This window comes from Synechocystis sp. PCC 6803 substr. PCC-P (assembly GCF_000284455.1).
Classification (GTDB): Bacteria; Cyanobacteriota; Cyanobacteriia; order Cyanobacteriales; family Microcystaceae; genus Synechocystis.
In genome coordinates this window covers 1,294,634-1,310,638 of record NC_017039.1, presented here as the reverse complement: position 1 = coordinate 1,310,638, position 16,005 = coordinate 1,294,634, and the positions used below count along the sequence as shown (strand labels likewise).

The 16,005-nt window shown below is 47.0% G+C and carries 14 protein-coding genes; 9 read left to right on the top strand and 5 right to left on the bottom strand.

Features of this window, described 5'->3' with window-relative positions:
• Positions 1 to 377: 377 nt before the first annotated feature.
• Both nth and rseP read right to left on the bottom strand, forming a co-directional pair.
• Positions 378 to 1,037, bottom strand: coding sequence for an endonuclease III (gene nth, locus SYNPCCP_RS06140; RefSeq protein ID WP_010872392.1), 660 nt, complete (start codon positions 1,035 to 1,037; stop codon positions 378 to 380).
• Positions 1,030 to 2,130, bottom strand: a complete 1,101-nt coding sequence (gene rseP, locus SYNPCCP_RS06135; RefSeq protein WP_010872391.1) for an RIP metalloprotease RseP — start codon at positions 2,128 to 2,130, stop codon at positions 1,030 to 1,032. Before rseP ends, nth begins: the two co-directional genes overlap by 8 nt.
• A gap of 217 nt (positions 2,131 to 2,347) precedes the next feature.
• Here rseP and SYNPCCP_RS06130 point away from each other — a divergent pair, with 217 nt between their 5' ends.
• A complete protein-coding gene (locus tag SYNPCCP_RS06130) occupies positions 2,348 to 5,176 on the top strand; it encodes a diguanylate cyclase (RefSeq protein ID WP_020861678.1) in 2,829 nt (942 codons plus the stop codon).
• Here SYNPCCP_RS06130 and SYNPCCP_RS06125 read toward each other — a convergent pair.
• Positions 5,169 to 6,587 (bottom strand): glycosyltransferase family 39 protein, encoded by a 1,419-nt coding sequence (locus tag SYNPCCP_RS06125; RefSeq protein WP_230401104.1) that lies wholly within the window; start codon positions 6,585 to 6,587, stop codon positions 5,169 to 5,171. The genes SYNPCCP_RS06130 and SYNPCCP_RS06125 overlap by 8 nt on opposite strands.
• A gap of 428 nt (positions 6,588 to 7,015) precedes the next feature.
• Between SYNPCCP_RS06125 and thrC the strand changes: the two genes are divergently transcribed.
• Together thrC and SYNPCCP_RS06115 are read left to right on the top strand one after the other, a co-directional pair.
• A complete protein-coding gene (gene thrC, locus SYNPCCP_RS06120) occupies positions 7,016 to 8,317 on the top strand; it encodes a threonine synthase (protein WP_010872388.1) in 1,302 nt (433 codons plus the stop codon).
• A 514-nt stretch (positions 8,318 to 8,831) separates the two neighbouring features.
• A complete protein-coding gene (locus SYNPCCP_RS06115) occupies positions 8,832 to 9,941 on the top strand; it encodes an RNA polymerase sigma factor, RpoD/SigA family (RefSeq protein ID WP_010872387.1) in 1,110 nt (369 codons plus the stop codon).
• Positions 9,942 to 9,955: 14 nt separating this feature from the next.
• On the opposite strand, the gene SYNPCCP_RS06110 is transcribed toward SYNPCCP_RS06115, so the two are convergent.
• Positions 9,956 to 10,906: a pentapeptide repeat-containing protein gene (locus tag SYNPCCP_RS06110; RefSeq protein ID WP_014407173.1), complete on the bottom strand. Its 951-nt coding sequence runs from the start codon at positions 10,904 to 10,906 to the stop codon at positions 9,956 to 9,958.
• A 49-nt stretch (positions 10,907 to 10,955) separates the two neighbouring features.
• Between SYNPCCP_RS06110 and SYNPCCP_RS06105 the strand changes: the two genes are divergently transcribed.
• Positions 10,956 to 11,408, top strand: a complete 453-nt coding sequence (locus SYNPCCP_RS06105; protein WP_010872385.1) for a DUF4351 domain-containing protein — start codon at positions 10,956 to 10,958, stop codon at positions 11,406 to 11,408.
• Complete coding sequence (locus SYNPCCP_RS06100) at positions 11,401 to 11,838, top strand: DUF29 domain-containing protein (RefSeq protein WP_010872384.1); 438 nt, start codon at positions 11,401 to 11,403, stop codon at positions 11,836 to 11,838. The genes SYNPCCP_RS06105 and SYNPCCP_RS06100 overlap by 8 nt, the downstream gene beginning before the upstream one ends.
• A 3-nt stretch (positions 11,839 to 11,841) precedes the next feature.
• Here SYNPCCP_RS06100 and SYNPCCP_RS06095 read toward each other — a convergent pair whose 3' ends face one another.
• Positions 11,842 to 12,447, bottom strand: coding sequence for a hypothetical protein (locus SYNPCCP_RS06095; protein ID WP_010872383.1), 606 nt, complete (start codon positions 12,445 to 12,447; stop codon positions 11,842 to 11,844).
• A gap of 154 nt (positions 12,448 to 12,601) precedes the next feature.
• On the opposite strand from SYNPCCP_RS06095, the gene SYNPCCP_RS06090 reads away from it, so the two are divergent.
• The 4 genes from SYNPCCP_RS06090 to SYNPCCP_RS06075 all read left to right on the top strand — a co-directional run bounded on the left by SYNPCCP_RS06090 (position 12,602) and on the right by SYNPCCP_RS06075 (position 15,999).
• Positions 12,602 to 13,924, top strand: coding sequence for a bifunctional 2-polyprenyl-6-hydroxyphenol methylase/3-demethylubiquinol 3-O-methyltransferase UbiG (locus SYNPCCP_RS06090; protein ID WP_010872382.1), 1,323 nt, complete (start codon positions 12,602 to 12,604; stop codon positions 13,922 to 13,924).
• 143 nt (positions 13,925 to 14,067) lie between these two features.
• Positions 14,068 to 14,574, top strand: a complete 507-nt coding sequence (locus SYNPCCP_RS06085) for a type IV pilin protein (protein ID WP_010872381.1) — start codon at positions 14,068 to 14,070, stop codon at positions 14,572 to 14,574.
• Between the two features lie 98 nt (positions 14,575 to 14,672).
• On the top strand, positions 14,673 to 15,185 hold the full coding sequence (locus SYNPCCP_RS06080) for a type IV pilin protein (RefSeq protein ID WP_010872380.1): 513 nt from the start codon (positions 14,673 to 14,675) through the stop codon (positions 15,183 to 15,185).
• Between the two features lies 1 nt (position 15,186).
• Positions 15,187 to 15,999: a hypothetical protein gene (locus SYNPCCP_RS06075; protein WP_010872379.1), complete on the top strand. Its 813-nt coding sequence runs from the start codon at positions 15,187 to 15,189 to the stop codon at positions 15,997 to 15,999.
• The last annotated feature ends 6 nt before the right edge of the window (positions 16,000 to 16,005 follow it).

The window sequence follows — 16,005 nt, the reverse complement described above, 5'->3', positions numbered from 1 at the left end:
AATCTCCTCACTCAAGCTCCGGCCATAATGGGGGACTTTCACTCAGTTTCCCCCCAAATTTGGGGGCCAGGGAGACTTTTAAAGCTGGCACCGATCGCCTGTGATTAGAATCACCATTCACCAGTGACCCATTGGCTTGTTGACCCCCAGTGAGAATCAGATAATGAGGGCAGGATTCAAAAAAGCGGGTGCACAATGTAGCACAGGGTTAGTTTCCGAACCTAATCAATGGGGACGAAACTGGCCGCTTTTTTTTGCCGTTCCACCAGTACTAATCACTTTTTTCTAATCTTTGACCAAGTTACAGGTTTTAATTTCCCTATGGAGAAGTTGGGGGAGCTCGGTAAACTGATTCCAATTCAAACCTTCAGTGGATCTCAACTCGCTTGGGCACTGGGACAAAGATGGGCCAACTGACATTCCCCACAGAGGGGCTTGCGGGCCGCACACACCGCTCGACCGTGATAAATAATATGGATAGAAAAATTTTCCCAATCCGGCTGGGGAATCAGTTTCATTAAATCCCGCTCAATACGAATGGGATCGGTCGCTTTAGTTAACCCCAACCGTTGGCTCAGGCGTTTGACGTGGGTGTCCACCGTTACCCCGGCCAGGATGCCAAAGGCATGGGCTAGCACCACATTGGCCGTTTTGCGGGCCACCCCCGGTAGGGTCAATAACTCTTCCATTCTTTGGGGCACTTCCCCGTCAAATTCCTCGACAATTTTGCGGCAAGCTCCCTGAATATTTTTAGCTTTATTGCGGAAAAAGCCGGTGGAGTGGATTAATTCTTCAATCTCTTGGCGATCGCCGTAGGCCAGGGCGTTGGCATCGGGATAACGCTGAAACAGGGCTGGAGTCACCTTGTTGACCCGTTCATCGGTGCATTGGGCCGAAAGAATAGTGGCCACCAAAAGCTGTACTGGGGTTTGATAATCCAGACTACAGGTGGCCCCTGGGTAAAGTTTTTTGAGAATGAGCAGAATTTCCGTTGCCCGTTGTTTTTTACTGGCCATTTTCCGTAACAAACTACTCATAGCCCGTAAAGGAAGGCAAAAACTCCTGCACAAAGGTCAAATTGAGGGTATCCCGCACAATTAAAAATACCCCTAAGCTCAGCAGAAGCACCAACCCCGTTTGCATTACGCCCATCTGAAATTTTTCCGGTAGGGGTTTGCCCAGGAGTCCTTCGATGAGCAGGAACACCAATTGCCCACCATCCAAAGCAGGTAGGGGCAGAATATTAATCACAGCGAGGTTAATGCTAATCAGCGCTCCAAATTGGAACAGGTTACTGGCATCGGAGCGGGCAATGTTAGCACCATACTCAACAATTTTCACTGGCCCCGCCACCTGGGAAGCATTGTCGGCAAAGTTACTGATTAATTGCCAAAAGCCCTGGGTCGTTAGTTTCACAATGCGTTCAAAAGCCTCGGCGCTGTAGGTTAAAGCTTCCAGGGGATTGCTAGCCCGTTTGGTTTCCACGTTGGGTAGCAGAGCAACGCCAATTTTTCCTTTACCTTCCGCATCTGGGGTGGGGGTAATGGTCAAGGTTTTAGTTTCTTCCCCCCGTTGCACTTCTACTGTGATAGGCACCGACGGCGATCGCCGCACAATGTCGATAAACTGGGTGGTGGCATCGGGAAAACCGGGTAGAGTGTTGCCCTGGAGGGAGAGTACAATATCCCCTGGCTCCATCCCAGCCACCTGGGCGGCGGAGGCACTGTCCACTTGGGGAATAACCAAACCAGGTTGAATATTCTGGAAACCGATGGTGCTAACTTGACCAATCAGGAGAAAGTAAGCAAAAACTAAATTGGCAATTACCCCAGCACTAATCACAATGGCCCGGTCGAGGATGGGGCGATTTTTTAGTAAGTTAGGATCGTCGGCAGGGATCTCACTGTCTGGATCATCGTCGGGGAACGCCACGTAGCCCCCCAGGGGAATAGCCCGGATGGAATATTCCGTTTCGGCACCTTGGTATTTCAACAGCGGTGGCCCAAATCCTAAGGCAAAGCGAGTGACATGGATGCCCTGTAAACGGGCGGCCGCAAAGTGGCCCAACTCATGCACAGCAATTAGTACTGCAAGTACTCCGATCGCCGCCAACGCCGCTAAAACTGACATAAATTTCTCAAATAGGAAAAAACTGGGGACGAAATCCCGCCGAACGTGTAATTCCCCCGATTTTAACCCAACGGCCGCCAGACCGTGTTCCCTGGCCCATGCAAACCCCTAAGTTTCTGTTAACCTGAAGAAGGTGAGGGTATCTGACAAAAATTCCAGATTACACAGTTATCAATATCAACTCTATCCGTTAGTCAATGGCGGCTCTCAGAATTATATGGGCGATGAGCACCAAGATATTGGCAAGGTAATAGCAAAACTGGAAACTTCAAAGGAAGTCGTTGCTAACCTAAAACTCCAGACCTTTCTTCGTTCTGCTTTTCTCTCAGAGGCATCACATATTAACAGTGGTGAGGATGTCGGCAAATTTCTAGAGGCTATCCTTCAAGAAGGGGAAGAAATGTTTAATTACCTTGCCAACCACGCCCCGGTTTTGATCTGGATTGCTGGCTTAGACAAAGGCTGTTTTTATTTTAATCAACCTTGGCTCAATTTTACTGGTCGCACTCTGGAACAAGAGCAGGGCAATGGTTGGGCTGAAGGGGTTCATCCCGACGATTTTGATCGTTGTTGGCAAACCTACGTTGAAGCTTTTGATGCCCGGCAACCGTTTACGATGGAATATCGCCTGCGGAATCGAGGGGGAGAATACCGTTGGTTATTAGACAATGGCGTACCTCGGCTTGCTCCAGACGGAGAGTTTTTGGGTTATATCGGTTCTTGTATTGACATTACTGAACGTTATGAAGCTCGCCAAGCTATTGAAGAAAGTGAAGAAAAATATCGCAGTTTAGTGGAGTCGATTAACACGATTATTGTGCGCTGGTTACCGACGGGGGAAATCACCTTCGCGAACGAATATTGCCACAACTTTTTTGGTTTTAGCAAAGAGGAAATGGTGGGCAAGTCGGTGTTCGATACCATCGTGCCTAGGACCAGCAGCTCCGGTCAAAATCTGGAGGCAATGGTGGCAGATATTTGCCGTAATCCTGAGAATTATAAATATAACGAAAATGAAAATGTCCGCAAAAACGGCGATCGGGTTTGGGTCGCTTGGACTAATGAACCTATTTTTGACAGCCAAGGCAATCTTCTAGAAATACTTGGATCGGGTATAGATATTACTTCCCGAAAATTAGCAGAGGAGCAACTACGGCAACGGGAAGCAGAACTATCGGAAGCCCAAAGCTTAGCCAAATTGGGCACCTGGAAATTTTTGTCGGGCTCCGGGGAAATTCAGTGGTCGGAAGAGATTTTACGCATGTTTGGTCTGGAACATCCCCCCAGCTATGAAGAATTAACCGCATCCATTCACCCCGGCGATCGCCAACGCCATGACGAAGTGGTGCAATCGGTTCTGGAAAGCCAAAATTCCCAGGATTTGGTTTACCGTTTTTTCCGCCAGGACGGCAGTCAGGGCTGGCTCTGGGCAAAAATTGAAGCTCTGGTCAATGGGGCGGGAGAAATGATTGGTCTCCATGGGGTGGCCATGGATGTTACTGAGCAAAAAAGTGTCGAAACCGCCCTTCAGGATAGTGAATCTCGCTTTCGTAAAGTGTTTGAGTCCGCTGTTGTCGGCATGATGTTTGCCAATATCAATGGCCAAATTACTGAAGCTAATGATTGCCTCTTGAAAATGCTCGGCTACACCAGAAAAGAACTGGAAGCCGGTTTAATGCGTTGGGATCAGATTACGCCCCCAGAATATAAAAGCCAAGACTTGGAAGCCATCGAAAATCTACGGATATATGGTTTCACAAAACCCTGGGAAAAAGAGTACTACCACAAAAATGGCCGCCGCGTTCCCATTTTGATGGGAGCATCCCCCTTTGAAGGGGAACCGGATTTAACCATCTGCGTGGTGGTGCCCATGGAGGAACAGAAAAAAGCCCTGTATCAACGGGACAGAATAGAAGCGGAGTTAGAAAAACTCAATGCCAAATTGGAACAAAGGGTTTTAGAACGCACCCAAGCTTTGGCGGAAAGTCAAGAACAGGTCAATCGGGTCAATGAACAGTTAGCGCAACGGTTGGAGGAGTTAAAACGGCGCAATCAAGAGATGGAATTGCTTTCCACCCTGAATCAATATTTGCAATCCTGTGTGGTGGTGGCCGATGCCTGTGCTAGCTTGGCGGCCTTGGCTCCCCCGTTGTTTCCCAACATTGCTGGCACGATTTCTATTTTTGACTCCACTGCCAACTATTTTGAACAGGTCAAAACTTGGGGAAATTTAGCCTGCTCCGAACCATTATTCAATGGCACAGATTGCTGGGCTCTGCGCCTGGGACAGCCCCATTTGGTCGGGGTGCAACAGCACGATTTGTTATGTAGCCACCTCAATCCGGAATGTTTGCCCCAAGAAAGTCTTTGCATTCCCCTCATCGCCCAGGGGGAAACCCTTGGTTTGCTTAATCTTTGCAGTGATCGGGCTGGGGTAATTAGTTCTGACCAACAACAGTTAGCCAAGGCGGTGGCGGAACAGGTCAGTCTGGCGATCGCCAATATTAAATTGCGGGAAAGGTTGGAAAATCAGAGTATCCGGGACCCCCTCACGGGGTTATTTAACCGTCGTTATTTAGAACAATTTTTCTTACAAGAGATTGGCCGGGCCAAGCGCTATAACCATTCCATTGGGGTAATTATGGGAGACATTGACCATTTCAAGCAATTCAATGACCAACTGGGGCACGATGCCGGCGACCACGTACTGAAAACCATTGGGCGCATTCTGCAAAGCAATATTCGCGGTTCTGACATTGCTTGTCGGTATGGTGGGGAAGAAATGACCATTGTTTTGCCCCAAACCTCCCTGGAAGATACCCTAGTCAAGGCTGAATCCCTCCGTCAGGCGATCGCCTCCATGGAAGTGGAATACAAAGGAAAGGAATTGGGCACATTGACCGTTTCCCTAGGGGTAGCCTGTTATCCCAACCATGGAGAAACCATGGTCAACATTATCCAAGCCGCAGATAGGGCTCTCTATCAAGCCAAGGCCGCCGGCCGTAATCGAGTTGTGATGGCGGATGAGGTTTTTCCAGTCAATTAGTCTGGGAAAAAAGGGTATAGGCACTGTATTGAGTCACTTGATTTAATTTTGATGCAATTTCTGGAGGAAACTCTTTAATCGCATCAGTGCGAATAACAAAATAATTGCGGTTATTATTGTTGAGAACAGCGGCTATTTCGTGCATTTCCACTTTTTTTGCTTTACCAGAAGAATAAAATTCCGCCGAGTAGGGTCGATTAAACACATAAAACAACTGACAGTTAGGTTCCTGTACCGATTCCCTACAGGATTGTTGATATTGTTCGACGACATATTTCTGCGAATTATTATTAGCTACATTTATGACTATTGGTAAAGCAAAGAGAAATACTAAAGGAATTAATAGACCAGGAGCAATGAGATATTTATTGACTGGCTGATCGTGCCAAACCATGAATAATAATTCCGTCAACAGCAAAGCAAATGCCGGTAAGCCTGGTAAAACATAAGTCCATAAAATATTGGCCGAGGGGGTAAAGAAAACCATTGGGGCCACAGTCCACAACAGCAAATAACTAAGCCATTCCGAGTCTAATGTTGGTAAAGTCAGCTTAGTTTGTTTGACTTTAATTTGCCAAAAAATCTTGCCTACTAATCCCAACGTTAGCAATGACCAGGGAAATGCCGCTAGCAACCAATACACCCAGATCATGCCGTAGGGATGGGCGTGGCCACTGCCGTATAAATCTCCCTCCCAACCCTTTTCCACAAAGCGCTTCCAATGTTCTCCGACAATGAAATAATCCAAAAAACCGGGGGTTTTAGCTTCCGCCAAAAGATACCATGGCACTGCTATTAATGCCGTCAATAAAATACCTTGAATCCAAGGTAATTGTCTCCAAACCCTGGGCAAATTTCTCTGCCAAATTATCCAAATAAATAGGGGGAGAAAAACTAATACAACTCCAATGGGCCCCTTGGCTAATAAACCGATCGCCAGCCCAACAAAAAATAGATATCCCCAGAGACGCCCTGCATTAGATTCACCCCGGTAAGCTTGCCAAAAACCGACCATAGATAGGGTAGTCCCCAACACCAAAGCTGGATCTGTCATTACTGCCCCACTGCTGACAAAGAAGCCCAGGGTAGTAATCAAGATCATGGTGCTAACTAAGGCGTAGTTAATTCCCTTATTTTTTGCCAATAAATAAACCAAGTAACTGGCTAATAAAATGGGAATAAAAGAAGATAATCTAGCCGCAAATTCGTTAACACTAAAAACCTTAAATGATGCCGCCGTCAACCAGGTAGACAGGGGGGGTTTACCCCAAAAAGGTACACCGTAGTCGATTTGGGGAGTAATCCAGTCGCCGGTTTCTGCCATTTTGCGGCCAATTTCTGCGTAGCGGGCTTCAGTTCTGTCCGCCACAGCGTAGAGGCCAAGGGTCAAAACCCGAATGAAAATGGTCAAGTAAATGATGACCGAGATCAACCGACGCGAGGAATTCAACCAAGTTAGTTTCATTAATTTCTCGAATTTTCTCGAATTTCTCTGGGTTTTTAGAGTGTGTTTGCCAAGCTCGTCGCCCCATTATTTAGTGGTCATAGGCTCAAAATTGCCCAGCCTCACTAGGGTTTTCGGGGGTTCAGTGGGGAAGAAACACCCCATTTAACAAACCGTTGTCTAGGAACCAACCAAAGTTACGGGGCTTAATTCCCTTGGGGAAAACCGACCTATTTTAGCTCGCTCCCTGCCGAGTCTTCCCATCAATGCTGGGTAAAAAAAGGTCATTTTGGTGCAAGAAAACTAAACCCGATAAAATTAGTCGGGATTAATTGACGCCCATTTTGCCCCGTGTTAGCATGCCGAAAGATTAATGAAATTTAGGACTTTGCCCCATGACCACCGCCACCACCACGGCTCCAGAATTTATTTCCGCTTGTACCAAACTGGTTTCCAAGGAAGGCAATACCGAATATCCCCTCAAAGCACTACACATCTGTGAGGAAACCTTTGCTCCTCTGGAAGTGGCCTACGACTACGATTTAATCCGCCGCCACGTTACGAGGGAAACCATTGAAGCGGGTCCTAATTCCATTTGGCGTTACCGCGCCTTTCTGCCCGTCACTGGTAAAGATGTAATTGATGTGGGCACTGGCATGACCCCCTTGGTTAAATCCCATCGTTTAGCCCGCCGCCTGGGGCTGAAAAATCTCTACATTAAAAACGATGCGGTTAATATGCCCACCTTGAGCTTCAAGGACCGGGTGGTGTCCGTTGCTCTGACCAGGGCCCGGGAATTGGGCTTCACCACCGTTTCCTGCGCCAGCACCGGTAATTTGGCCAACTCCACTGCGGCGATCGCCGCCCATGCCGGTTTGGACTGCTGTGTGTTTATCCCGGCGGATTTGGAAGCAGGCAAAGTATTGGGGACCTTGATTTACAATCCCACCCTAATGGCAGTGAAAGGCAACTATGACCAGGTCAATCGTCTCTGCTGTGAAGTGGGCAACAGCTACGGCTGGGGTTTCGTGAACATTAACCTGCGCCCCTACTACTCCGAAGGCTCCAAAACCCTGGGCTTTGAGGTGGCGGAACAATTGGGTTGGAAATTGCCCGACCACATTGTGGCTCCCCTCGCTTCCGGTTCCCTGTTCACCAAAATCCACAAGGGCTTCCAAGAATTTATCAAAGTCGGTTTGGTGGATGATAAGCCAGTGCGTTTCAGTGGTGCCCAAGCAGAGGGTTGTTCCCCCATCGCCACTGCTTTCCAAGAGGGCCGGGACTTTGTTAAGCCAGTCAAACCCAACACCATTGCTAAATCCATTGCCATCGGCAACCCCGCTGACGGAGTTTATGCCCTGGACATTGCCCGCAAAACCAATGGCAACATTGAAAGCGTCAACGATGCCGAAATTATCGAAGGGATCAAGCTGTTGGCGGAAACCGAAGGCATCTTTACCGAAACCGCTGGGGGCACCACCGTTGCAGTGCTGAAAAAACTAGTGGAAGCGGGCAAAATTGATCCCGAAGAAACTACGGTGGTCTACATCACTGGTAATGGTTTAAAAACCCAGGAAGCGGTACAAAGCCATGTGGGAGAACCCCTCACCATCGATGCCAACCTGGATAGCTTTGAGCGGGCCCTGGAGCGCTCCCGCACGTTGGAACGCTTGGAATGGCAACAGGTTTTGGTCTAGATTTCAGCAGGAAACTAGGGTTATTGACTGATTTGATTGGATTTAATTGGTTAACTGCCGTATTTTTCCCACTAATTTTCATTAATCATTCCTTTTAGGAAATTGTCCGCTGTGGTTTCACCAGGGCGGATTTTTTTGGCAATTTTAACGTTGATCGCCTTGAAATTAAGGAAAGCTGACAAAAATGGCGATCAAATCAAGTTTGTATCACGAATTACACTGCCGTGAAAATTTAACGATATTTTGGACAGATAGATATTAAAAAAAACTAAAGTTTTGCCATTTTTGGAAAATCAATGACACAATCTAGCCACGGGGACTGGTATCTGGTTCTGGAACACCACTACCGCAGTGCGCATAGCTGAAAGTGGAGAGCCTTAACCGTTGGGGTGGTCTATCTGGATGATGCTCTGGCCGATTGGATAATTTCTGGTTGTTTTCTGTTTCCTTGGGTGGCCTTGTTGTTGCCACATCTTTTCCTTTCTCGATTGTTTCCGTTTAGTTTTTTCAACCTATGAGCGATATGTCTTCCCTCTCCACCCCCAACACCAGTGCCGTTGACCAATGGCAGGCTTTGGATGGCCTCGCTGATGGCCAGGCGATCGCCAATGATGACCCTCCGGCGATCGAAGTCACCCTGGGAGATGGCCAACAAGGAAGTTTTAATAAAGCAGTAAGTGAAGACACTGTGGGGGCTTTTTTTAAAGAAATGGCCCGCTATCCCCTCCTGAGTGCCGCCGAAGAAGTGGAATTGGCTAGACAAATCCGATTGTTGGTCAGCGCAGAAGATGTTAGACAACAACTCACCCAACAACTGGAACGAACGCCTTCCCTCCAGGAGTGGGGGCAAGCCCTAGAATTTCCCCAGGTCAGACAATTTGAGATTTGGCTTTATCAACTGCGGGCTGCCAAACGACGGATGATCCGCTCCAATCTCCGCCTAGTGGTTTCCATTGCCAAGCGTTACCTCAACCGTGGTGTTCCCTTCCTCGACCTGATCCAAGAAGGGGCGATCGGTCTCAACCGAGCCGCAGAAAAGTTTGATCCCGATAAAGGTTATAAATTTTCCACCTATGCCTACTGGTGGATCCGCCAGGCCATCACCCGCACCATTGCCAATGACGCTCGCACCATTCGTTTGCCCATCCATGTGGTGGAAAAGCTCAACAAAATCAAGAAAGCCCAACGCAGTCTCAAGCAGGAATTGAAGCGCAATCCCAACGAAGGGGAATTGGCCGCTGCTTTGGACATTACCCCTGCCCAACTAAGACAATTACTGCAATTGCGTCGTCAGTCCCTGTCCTTAAACCATCGGGTAGGCAAAGGGGAAGACACCGAGTTGGTAGATCTACTAGAAGATCAACAACTGCAGTTGCCGGAGGATTTGATGAATGAATCCATGTTGCGGCGGGAAATTGTCGAAGTATTGGCCGAGGTACTAACGGAACGGGAAATGGAAGTGATTTGTCTGCGCTACGGCATTGCCAGCCACCAAAGTTACACCCTTGAGGAAGTGGGCAATATGTTTAATCTTTCCCGGGAAAGGGTTAGACAAATCCAAAGCAAAGCCATGCGGAAACTCCGTCGTCCCCAAGTGGCCCGCCGCCTCAAAGGTTGGTTATAGATACCGTAAAATTTCTAGTGGTGACGCACTTGCCCATCCGGCATAGTCGCCCCTTGAAAATCTGCCCCCACCATATTGGCACTCATTAGATCCGCCCGCACCAAGTTGGCATTGATGAAGTTGGCCTCCGTCAAATTGGCCCTGGCAAAAAATGCTTCAATCAGCTCTGCTTCCTGTAGGTTAGCTTTAGTCAAGTTGGCCCGACTCAGGTCGGCACTGTTCATGCGGGTGAAGCTCAAATTGGACCCCGTGAGATTGGTCCGATTCAGGTTGACATGGGTCATAATGGCCCCCTGGCAATTCACTGCCGTCATTTCTGCCTCAGAAATCTTCGCTCGCATCAAATTGGCATTTTGTAAATCGGCACCATTTAACTTTGCCCCCGACAAGTTAGCGTCAGTTAGCAGGGCCCCTTTTAAGTTGGCGTAGCTCAGGTCTGCCTTACGCAAATCCACATCTCGCAGATTAGCCTCCTTCAAGTTAGCGTAGCTTAAATCTGCCCGGCTTAAATCTACCCCCTTCATGTTGGCCCCCTGGAGGTCTGCCCGACCGAGGATAGCGGCCTGGAGATTGGTGTAGTAGCCCTTTTTTTCCTGACGCATATTAGCTCCCCGCAAACAGGCCCCGGTGAGGGTAGCACCACTTAAATCCGCTCCCCGTAGATCCGCCCCAATTAAATTCGTATCCTGGAGCATGGCCCCGTGAAAATTGGCACTGCGTAGATCGGCTCCGGCCAGGTCTGCCTGGTTTAAACTAGCCCCACTTAGGTTCGCCGCCACCAAATTAGCCTGACCTAGATTAGCCCGGTTGAGGTAACAAAAAAGCAGGTTAGCCCCCCGTAAATCCGCTTCATTGAGCACAATACCGATCAAATCGGCGGCTTCTAGATTAATCCCCGGTAATTTTAGCCCTGTAAATAAAGTTTCGCCGTTGCGATAGCGTTGGACCAATTCCTTGGCTTCCATAAATTTTGAGAGGGGAAAAATCAAATCAACTCTCTAATCATCTTAAGTTATGGAAGAATCCGTCGGAGTCAGTTTACTAGCCAATGTGGCAAGGCGAGTGGATATAATCGAGGACAGGGCTGAACGAAATAATGTAGCTGCCTGTCTTCAGTTATTAGCTGGGATCAATTTTGAAAAGTCTTTGATTAACCTATACCTTAGGGAGGGAGTTATGCGGGAATCGGTGGTTTACCAAAGTATTGTGGCAGAGTCGATGCGGAAAGGCGAACAGCAGGGACTGGAACGAGGTCTGAAGTTAGGACTTCAGCGGGGAGAACAACGGGGGGAATCACCCTTGATCTTGCGGATTTTAACCCGGCGGTTTGGAGTATTGCCTAATGGTCTAGTGGAGCGGGTTCGACAGTTGGGGACGATTCAGTTGGAAAGTTTGGGGGAGGCGTTGCTGGATTTTGAACAATTGTCAGAGGTGGAAGATTGGTTGGGAGAAATCGGCCATGGATAGTCTTCTTTATACTGAGGATTTTTTTACTTGGACTCAGCAACAAGCGGATCTTTTGTCTCAAAAACGTTTTGAACAGTTAGATTTGGAGCATTTGATAGAGGAGATTCAAGATTTGGGGAATCGTCACTATGACCAACTTGAATCACGCTTAATGGTTTTAGTCGCCCATCTTTTGAAATGGCAGGTTCAACATTGGAAACGGACTAATAGCTGGCGGGCAACTATCCGAGTTCAGCGAACATCCCTAGCCAAGTTGTTAAGACGGAATCCGGGACTAAAATCCCGTTTGGACGAAGCGATGGCGGAAAGTTGGCAGGAGGCGAGGGATTTGGCCATTGCGGAAACCGATTTACCGGATGATCAATTTCCGGATAGTTGTCCATTCACCATTGTAGAAATTCTAGATTCAGATTTTTGGCCCAATACCTAGGTCTCACCAGTTTTTGGGCTGGAACTCGTCGCTATTTAAAATGCTGACGCTTTCTCCGGATTGGGTCAGCACGAATAAGCCCTGGCGGTAGGCATATTTATCGGCTCCTTCTTCAATGTCCATGGCGGCAACGGCACCGTAAACTTGTTTTTGCTCATATTCGGGAAAAAATCTTCTAAATTCTGCCAGATTAGTCAAAAAATCTTTGACATCCTGCACACTAAGCTTACTTTTGACTTCTACCACTAGGGCGTGGTCTTGGTTGAGCACGAGAATATCTATTTCCAGGGTGTCACTGTTCAGGCGTTTTTTAACCCGTTGACTTACTTGATGGACGGGAATACCCCGGTCTAAAAATAGGGTTTCACAGGCAGGGGCGACCATATTTTCAACAAATCGTCCCCAGGATTGCCCTAAGTTACCCAATTCCTTGCGTAACTGTTTGAAGCCTTTTTCGTTTTCAATAATGGATTTTTGAAATCGTTGTTCCGATTCCCGTAACTGGCGATCGGTTTCTTGAGATTGTTCCCGCAATAGGCGATCGGTTTCTTTCTGGGCTTGGGCGACCTGTTTGAAAAGGTCGAGCACTTCGTCGAGGGTGGTGGTCATGGACTTCTGGCAGTAAAAGAGGGGGCTTTTCCATTGTAGTTTTGTTGAAGCTGTGGAATTAGGCGATCAAAAGGGAGAACCAGATACCAAATTTGGGTAGTCTGAGGAAAGGCTTATTAATGATGATGGCTTAGGTAATAAAAGGAGTGACCCGATGGCTGAGATGAAGCGAGATTATTTGGAAAAGTCCCTAAAGCAATTCGAGAGTCATCCCTATCCCAATATTCCCATCGAGGAATCTCCAAAAGACAATGTGAAATTGCTTTACGAGGGCAGTTTGGTCACGGCTCGCTATCGACGGGATGGTAAGGTGATCACTGATCTGGAAAACCGGGTGATGCTAGATGTGGCCTGTGGCACAGGTGCAACAACGTTAACGATGGCGTTGGCCAATCCGGGGGCGAAGGTGGTGGGCATCGACATTTCCCCAGAGTCCATTAAGATTGCTGAGGAGCGTTTGCAATATCACAAAATCGACAATTCTGAGTTCCATGTGCTTGCTCTGGAAGATTTAGATCAGTTGGGACAAAAATTTGACTACATTAGTGCTAGCGATATTTTATATTTACTCCCGGACTTAACCTTGGCCCTGCAACAGTTAAGGGCAATCCTAAAGCCTGATGGCATTATTCGGGGTAATCTCCACAGCTATTATCAACGTTTACCCTACTATCGTTGTCAGGAGTTGTTCGGGAATATGGGGTTGATGGATGATAATCCAGAGGAAATGGAGCTTGGTATTGTCAGAGATTTTTTTACAGCCCTACGGGACAATGTGGACTTAAAGGTAAGGGCTTGGGGCAATAACTTTGATAAGAACGATAATCACCGCTTGTTAAGCAACCATTTACTACAAAACGACAAGGGCTTTACTATGCCCCAGTTGTTAAAATGCCTCACCCAATCTAGTTTGGAGCTAATCAGCATGGTGGACTGGCAAGATTGGGATTGGCGGCAGTTATTTAAGGAACCAGATAACCTTCCTGCTTACTTGGCCATGGGACTAGAAAATGCTGACCTAGAAGAAGAGCTTTGTTTTTACGAACTGATTCAGCCCAATAAGCGATTGTTAGATTTTTGGTGTGGGCATCCCCAACCAGAATCTGCTTTGCCTATTCTAGATTGGTCAGAGGTTGCTAGTGAAAGGCTTTGGGTGCATTTCCATCCTTGTTTGAAATCAGAGTCATTCCACGAGCAACTAACCATACCGGGAGTTGTGGCACCGATGGATCTACGTCGTTTTTTCCCTTTTTTGCAGGAAAGTATCTGGTCTGATCGCCGTTCAGCCATTGCAATGTTCCTATCTTTGTGGGATGGGGCCAAGCCGTTGTCTTTCCTTTTGGAACGCTGGTTGCAGGTTTCTCCGGTGGATGCGGTCACTCTGGGGCCGAATGATTCCCAGCGGGAAGAATCCGCATTGGGGGGAGCATTGGTGATGTATGAGGAACTGGGGTTATTAATGCTAGAAGAACGGTGAGCATAGGTTGAAAATGCTGGCCAGTCCATACAACAAAATTTTTTGAGCAGGGTGATAGGCAAATGAGGGGCGATGGGTAAGTTACAGCTAGAAGGGTTCCGACCAGTTATTTAAATTTCCCCTACAGAAGGAAGAAGACAATCATGGCTAGTAATTTTAAATTCAAACTCCTCTCTCAACTCTCCAAAAAACGGGCAGAAGGTGGTTTCACCTTAATCGAACTGCTGGTTGTTGTAATTATTATCGGTGTATTGGCTGCTATTGCTCTGCCTAACCTCTTGGGTCAAGTTGGTAAAGCACGGGAGTCCGAAGCTAAATCCACTATCGGTGCTTTGAACCGTGCCCAACAAGGTTATTTTACTGAGAAGGGTACGTTTGCAACCGATACGGAAACGCTTGAAGTCCCAGCTCCTGATGGTAATTTCTTTAGTTTTGCAGTTAACACTGCTGACAACACAGAAGCTATCCAAGACGCAACGGCATTGAATTGGGAGGCTGACGGCACCCGCTCCATGTCAGGTGGAACGTTTTACGATTCAGGCACCCGCGCCTTCAGTACTGTTGTTTGTCGGGCTGAAGCAGGTAGTGAAGATACTCCCCCAACCCCAGGAGGGGCTAATGATTGTGGTGGTGCTGAAGTAATTAAATAGGACCCTATTATGTTTTGAGTGGTGCGGGAATGATGAGCTGGTCTTATCTTACCTACTGCACCCTCTTTTTTTTGGGTTAATATTTTCACACTATTGTTATGAAAGCCCAATTTTCTATCGGTAGTTCATCTAACTGTCGGCATTTCAATGGTACCCGACAAAGAGGATTTACTTTGCTGGAACTGCTTGTTGTGGTTATTATTTTGGGAGTGTTGGGAGCAATGACGTTGCCGAATCTTTTCTCCCAGATAGGTAAAGCGAGGGAAGCTGAGGCCAAGCAGATACTGAGTGCGATTGGTCAAGCCCAGCAGTCCTATTTTTTTGAAAAAGCCTCTTTCGCTGAGAGCAACCAAGCTTTAGAAATTAGTTTTCAGAGCAATTATTATGATATTTCAGAGCCTCAATTAATTGGAACTGATGTAGCCAAAAGTAGTGCTACAGCAACTAATGGTGTTCAGCAAAATGCCCGTAATTTTGCAATGGGAGTGTACTATGAGAACCAAACTTATAGAGTAGTATTGTGTCAAAGTCCTGTTCCAGCCGAGACAAACAGCACAGAGGCACCAAATAACTCATCTGGGGACTGTGTAAACGGTATTAAGCTTTTTTGATATGGTATTTAAGCTGAATTTACACGCTCGATTTGTTTTTCAAAATTTATTTTCTCCCTGTTTAGCATTTGCCAGTCTAATTGGGTTGATTACTCTACAGCGACCCGCTCTTCAAGCTCCAGGGCAGTCTTTGACTGAAGAAGATTACAAAACCCTTGAAGCAGATGAAAAAATAGATATAGAAATACTAGGCAAAATACCAGCCCTTGGATTTGATAATCTTGTTGCTGATTGGCTTTATTTGCAATTCATACAATATTTTGGTGACAGTGATGCCAGAGATTTAGTTGGTTATGGGTTAAGCCCAGAATACTTCAAATTAGTATCCGAGAAAGATCCTTTGTTTGTTAACGCTCTCCTAAGACTCGAAACTAGCACTTCTATTTTTGCTGGTTATCCTAAAATTAGTGTTGAATTGCTTGGCAAGAGTCTGGAAAAAATGCCCGAACAGTTCCTTTCTCCAGGTACAGCACCTTACTATGTGTGGAGAGCGAAAGGAACTAATGAGTTATTGTTTTTAGCAGATCCACAAGCGGCTAAGGAGTCTTATAAAAAAGCTGTTGAATGGGCACGACATTCCCAAAATGACGAAAACCAGAACTTTATCAATGTCACCACCGATAGCATCAAATTTTTAGAAAAAAATCCAGATAGTAGAAAGGCTCAAATTGGTGCCTGGTTAAGCATTTTGGGCAGTAGTCAAGATGCTCAGACCTTTAAAAGAGTCGTTAAAGAAATAGAGCGACTTGGCGGGAAAGTAACTGTTGAGCCAGGTGGACAAATATCAGTTAAAGTTCCCGATGATTTTGACTAAAAAAAG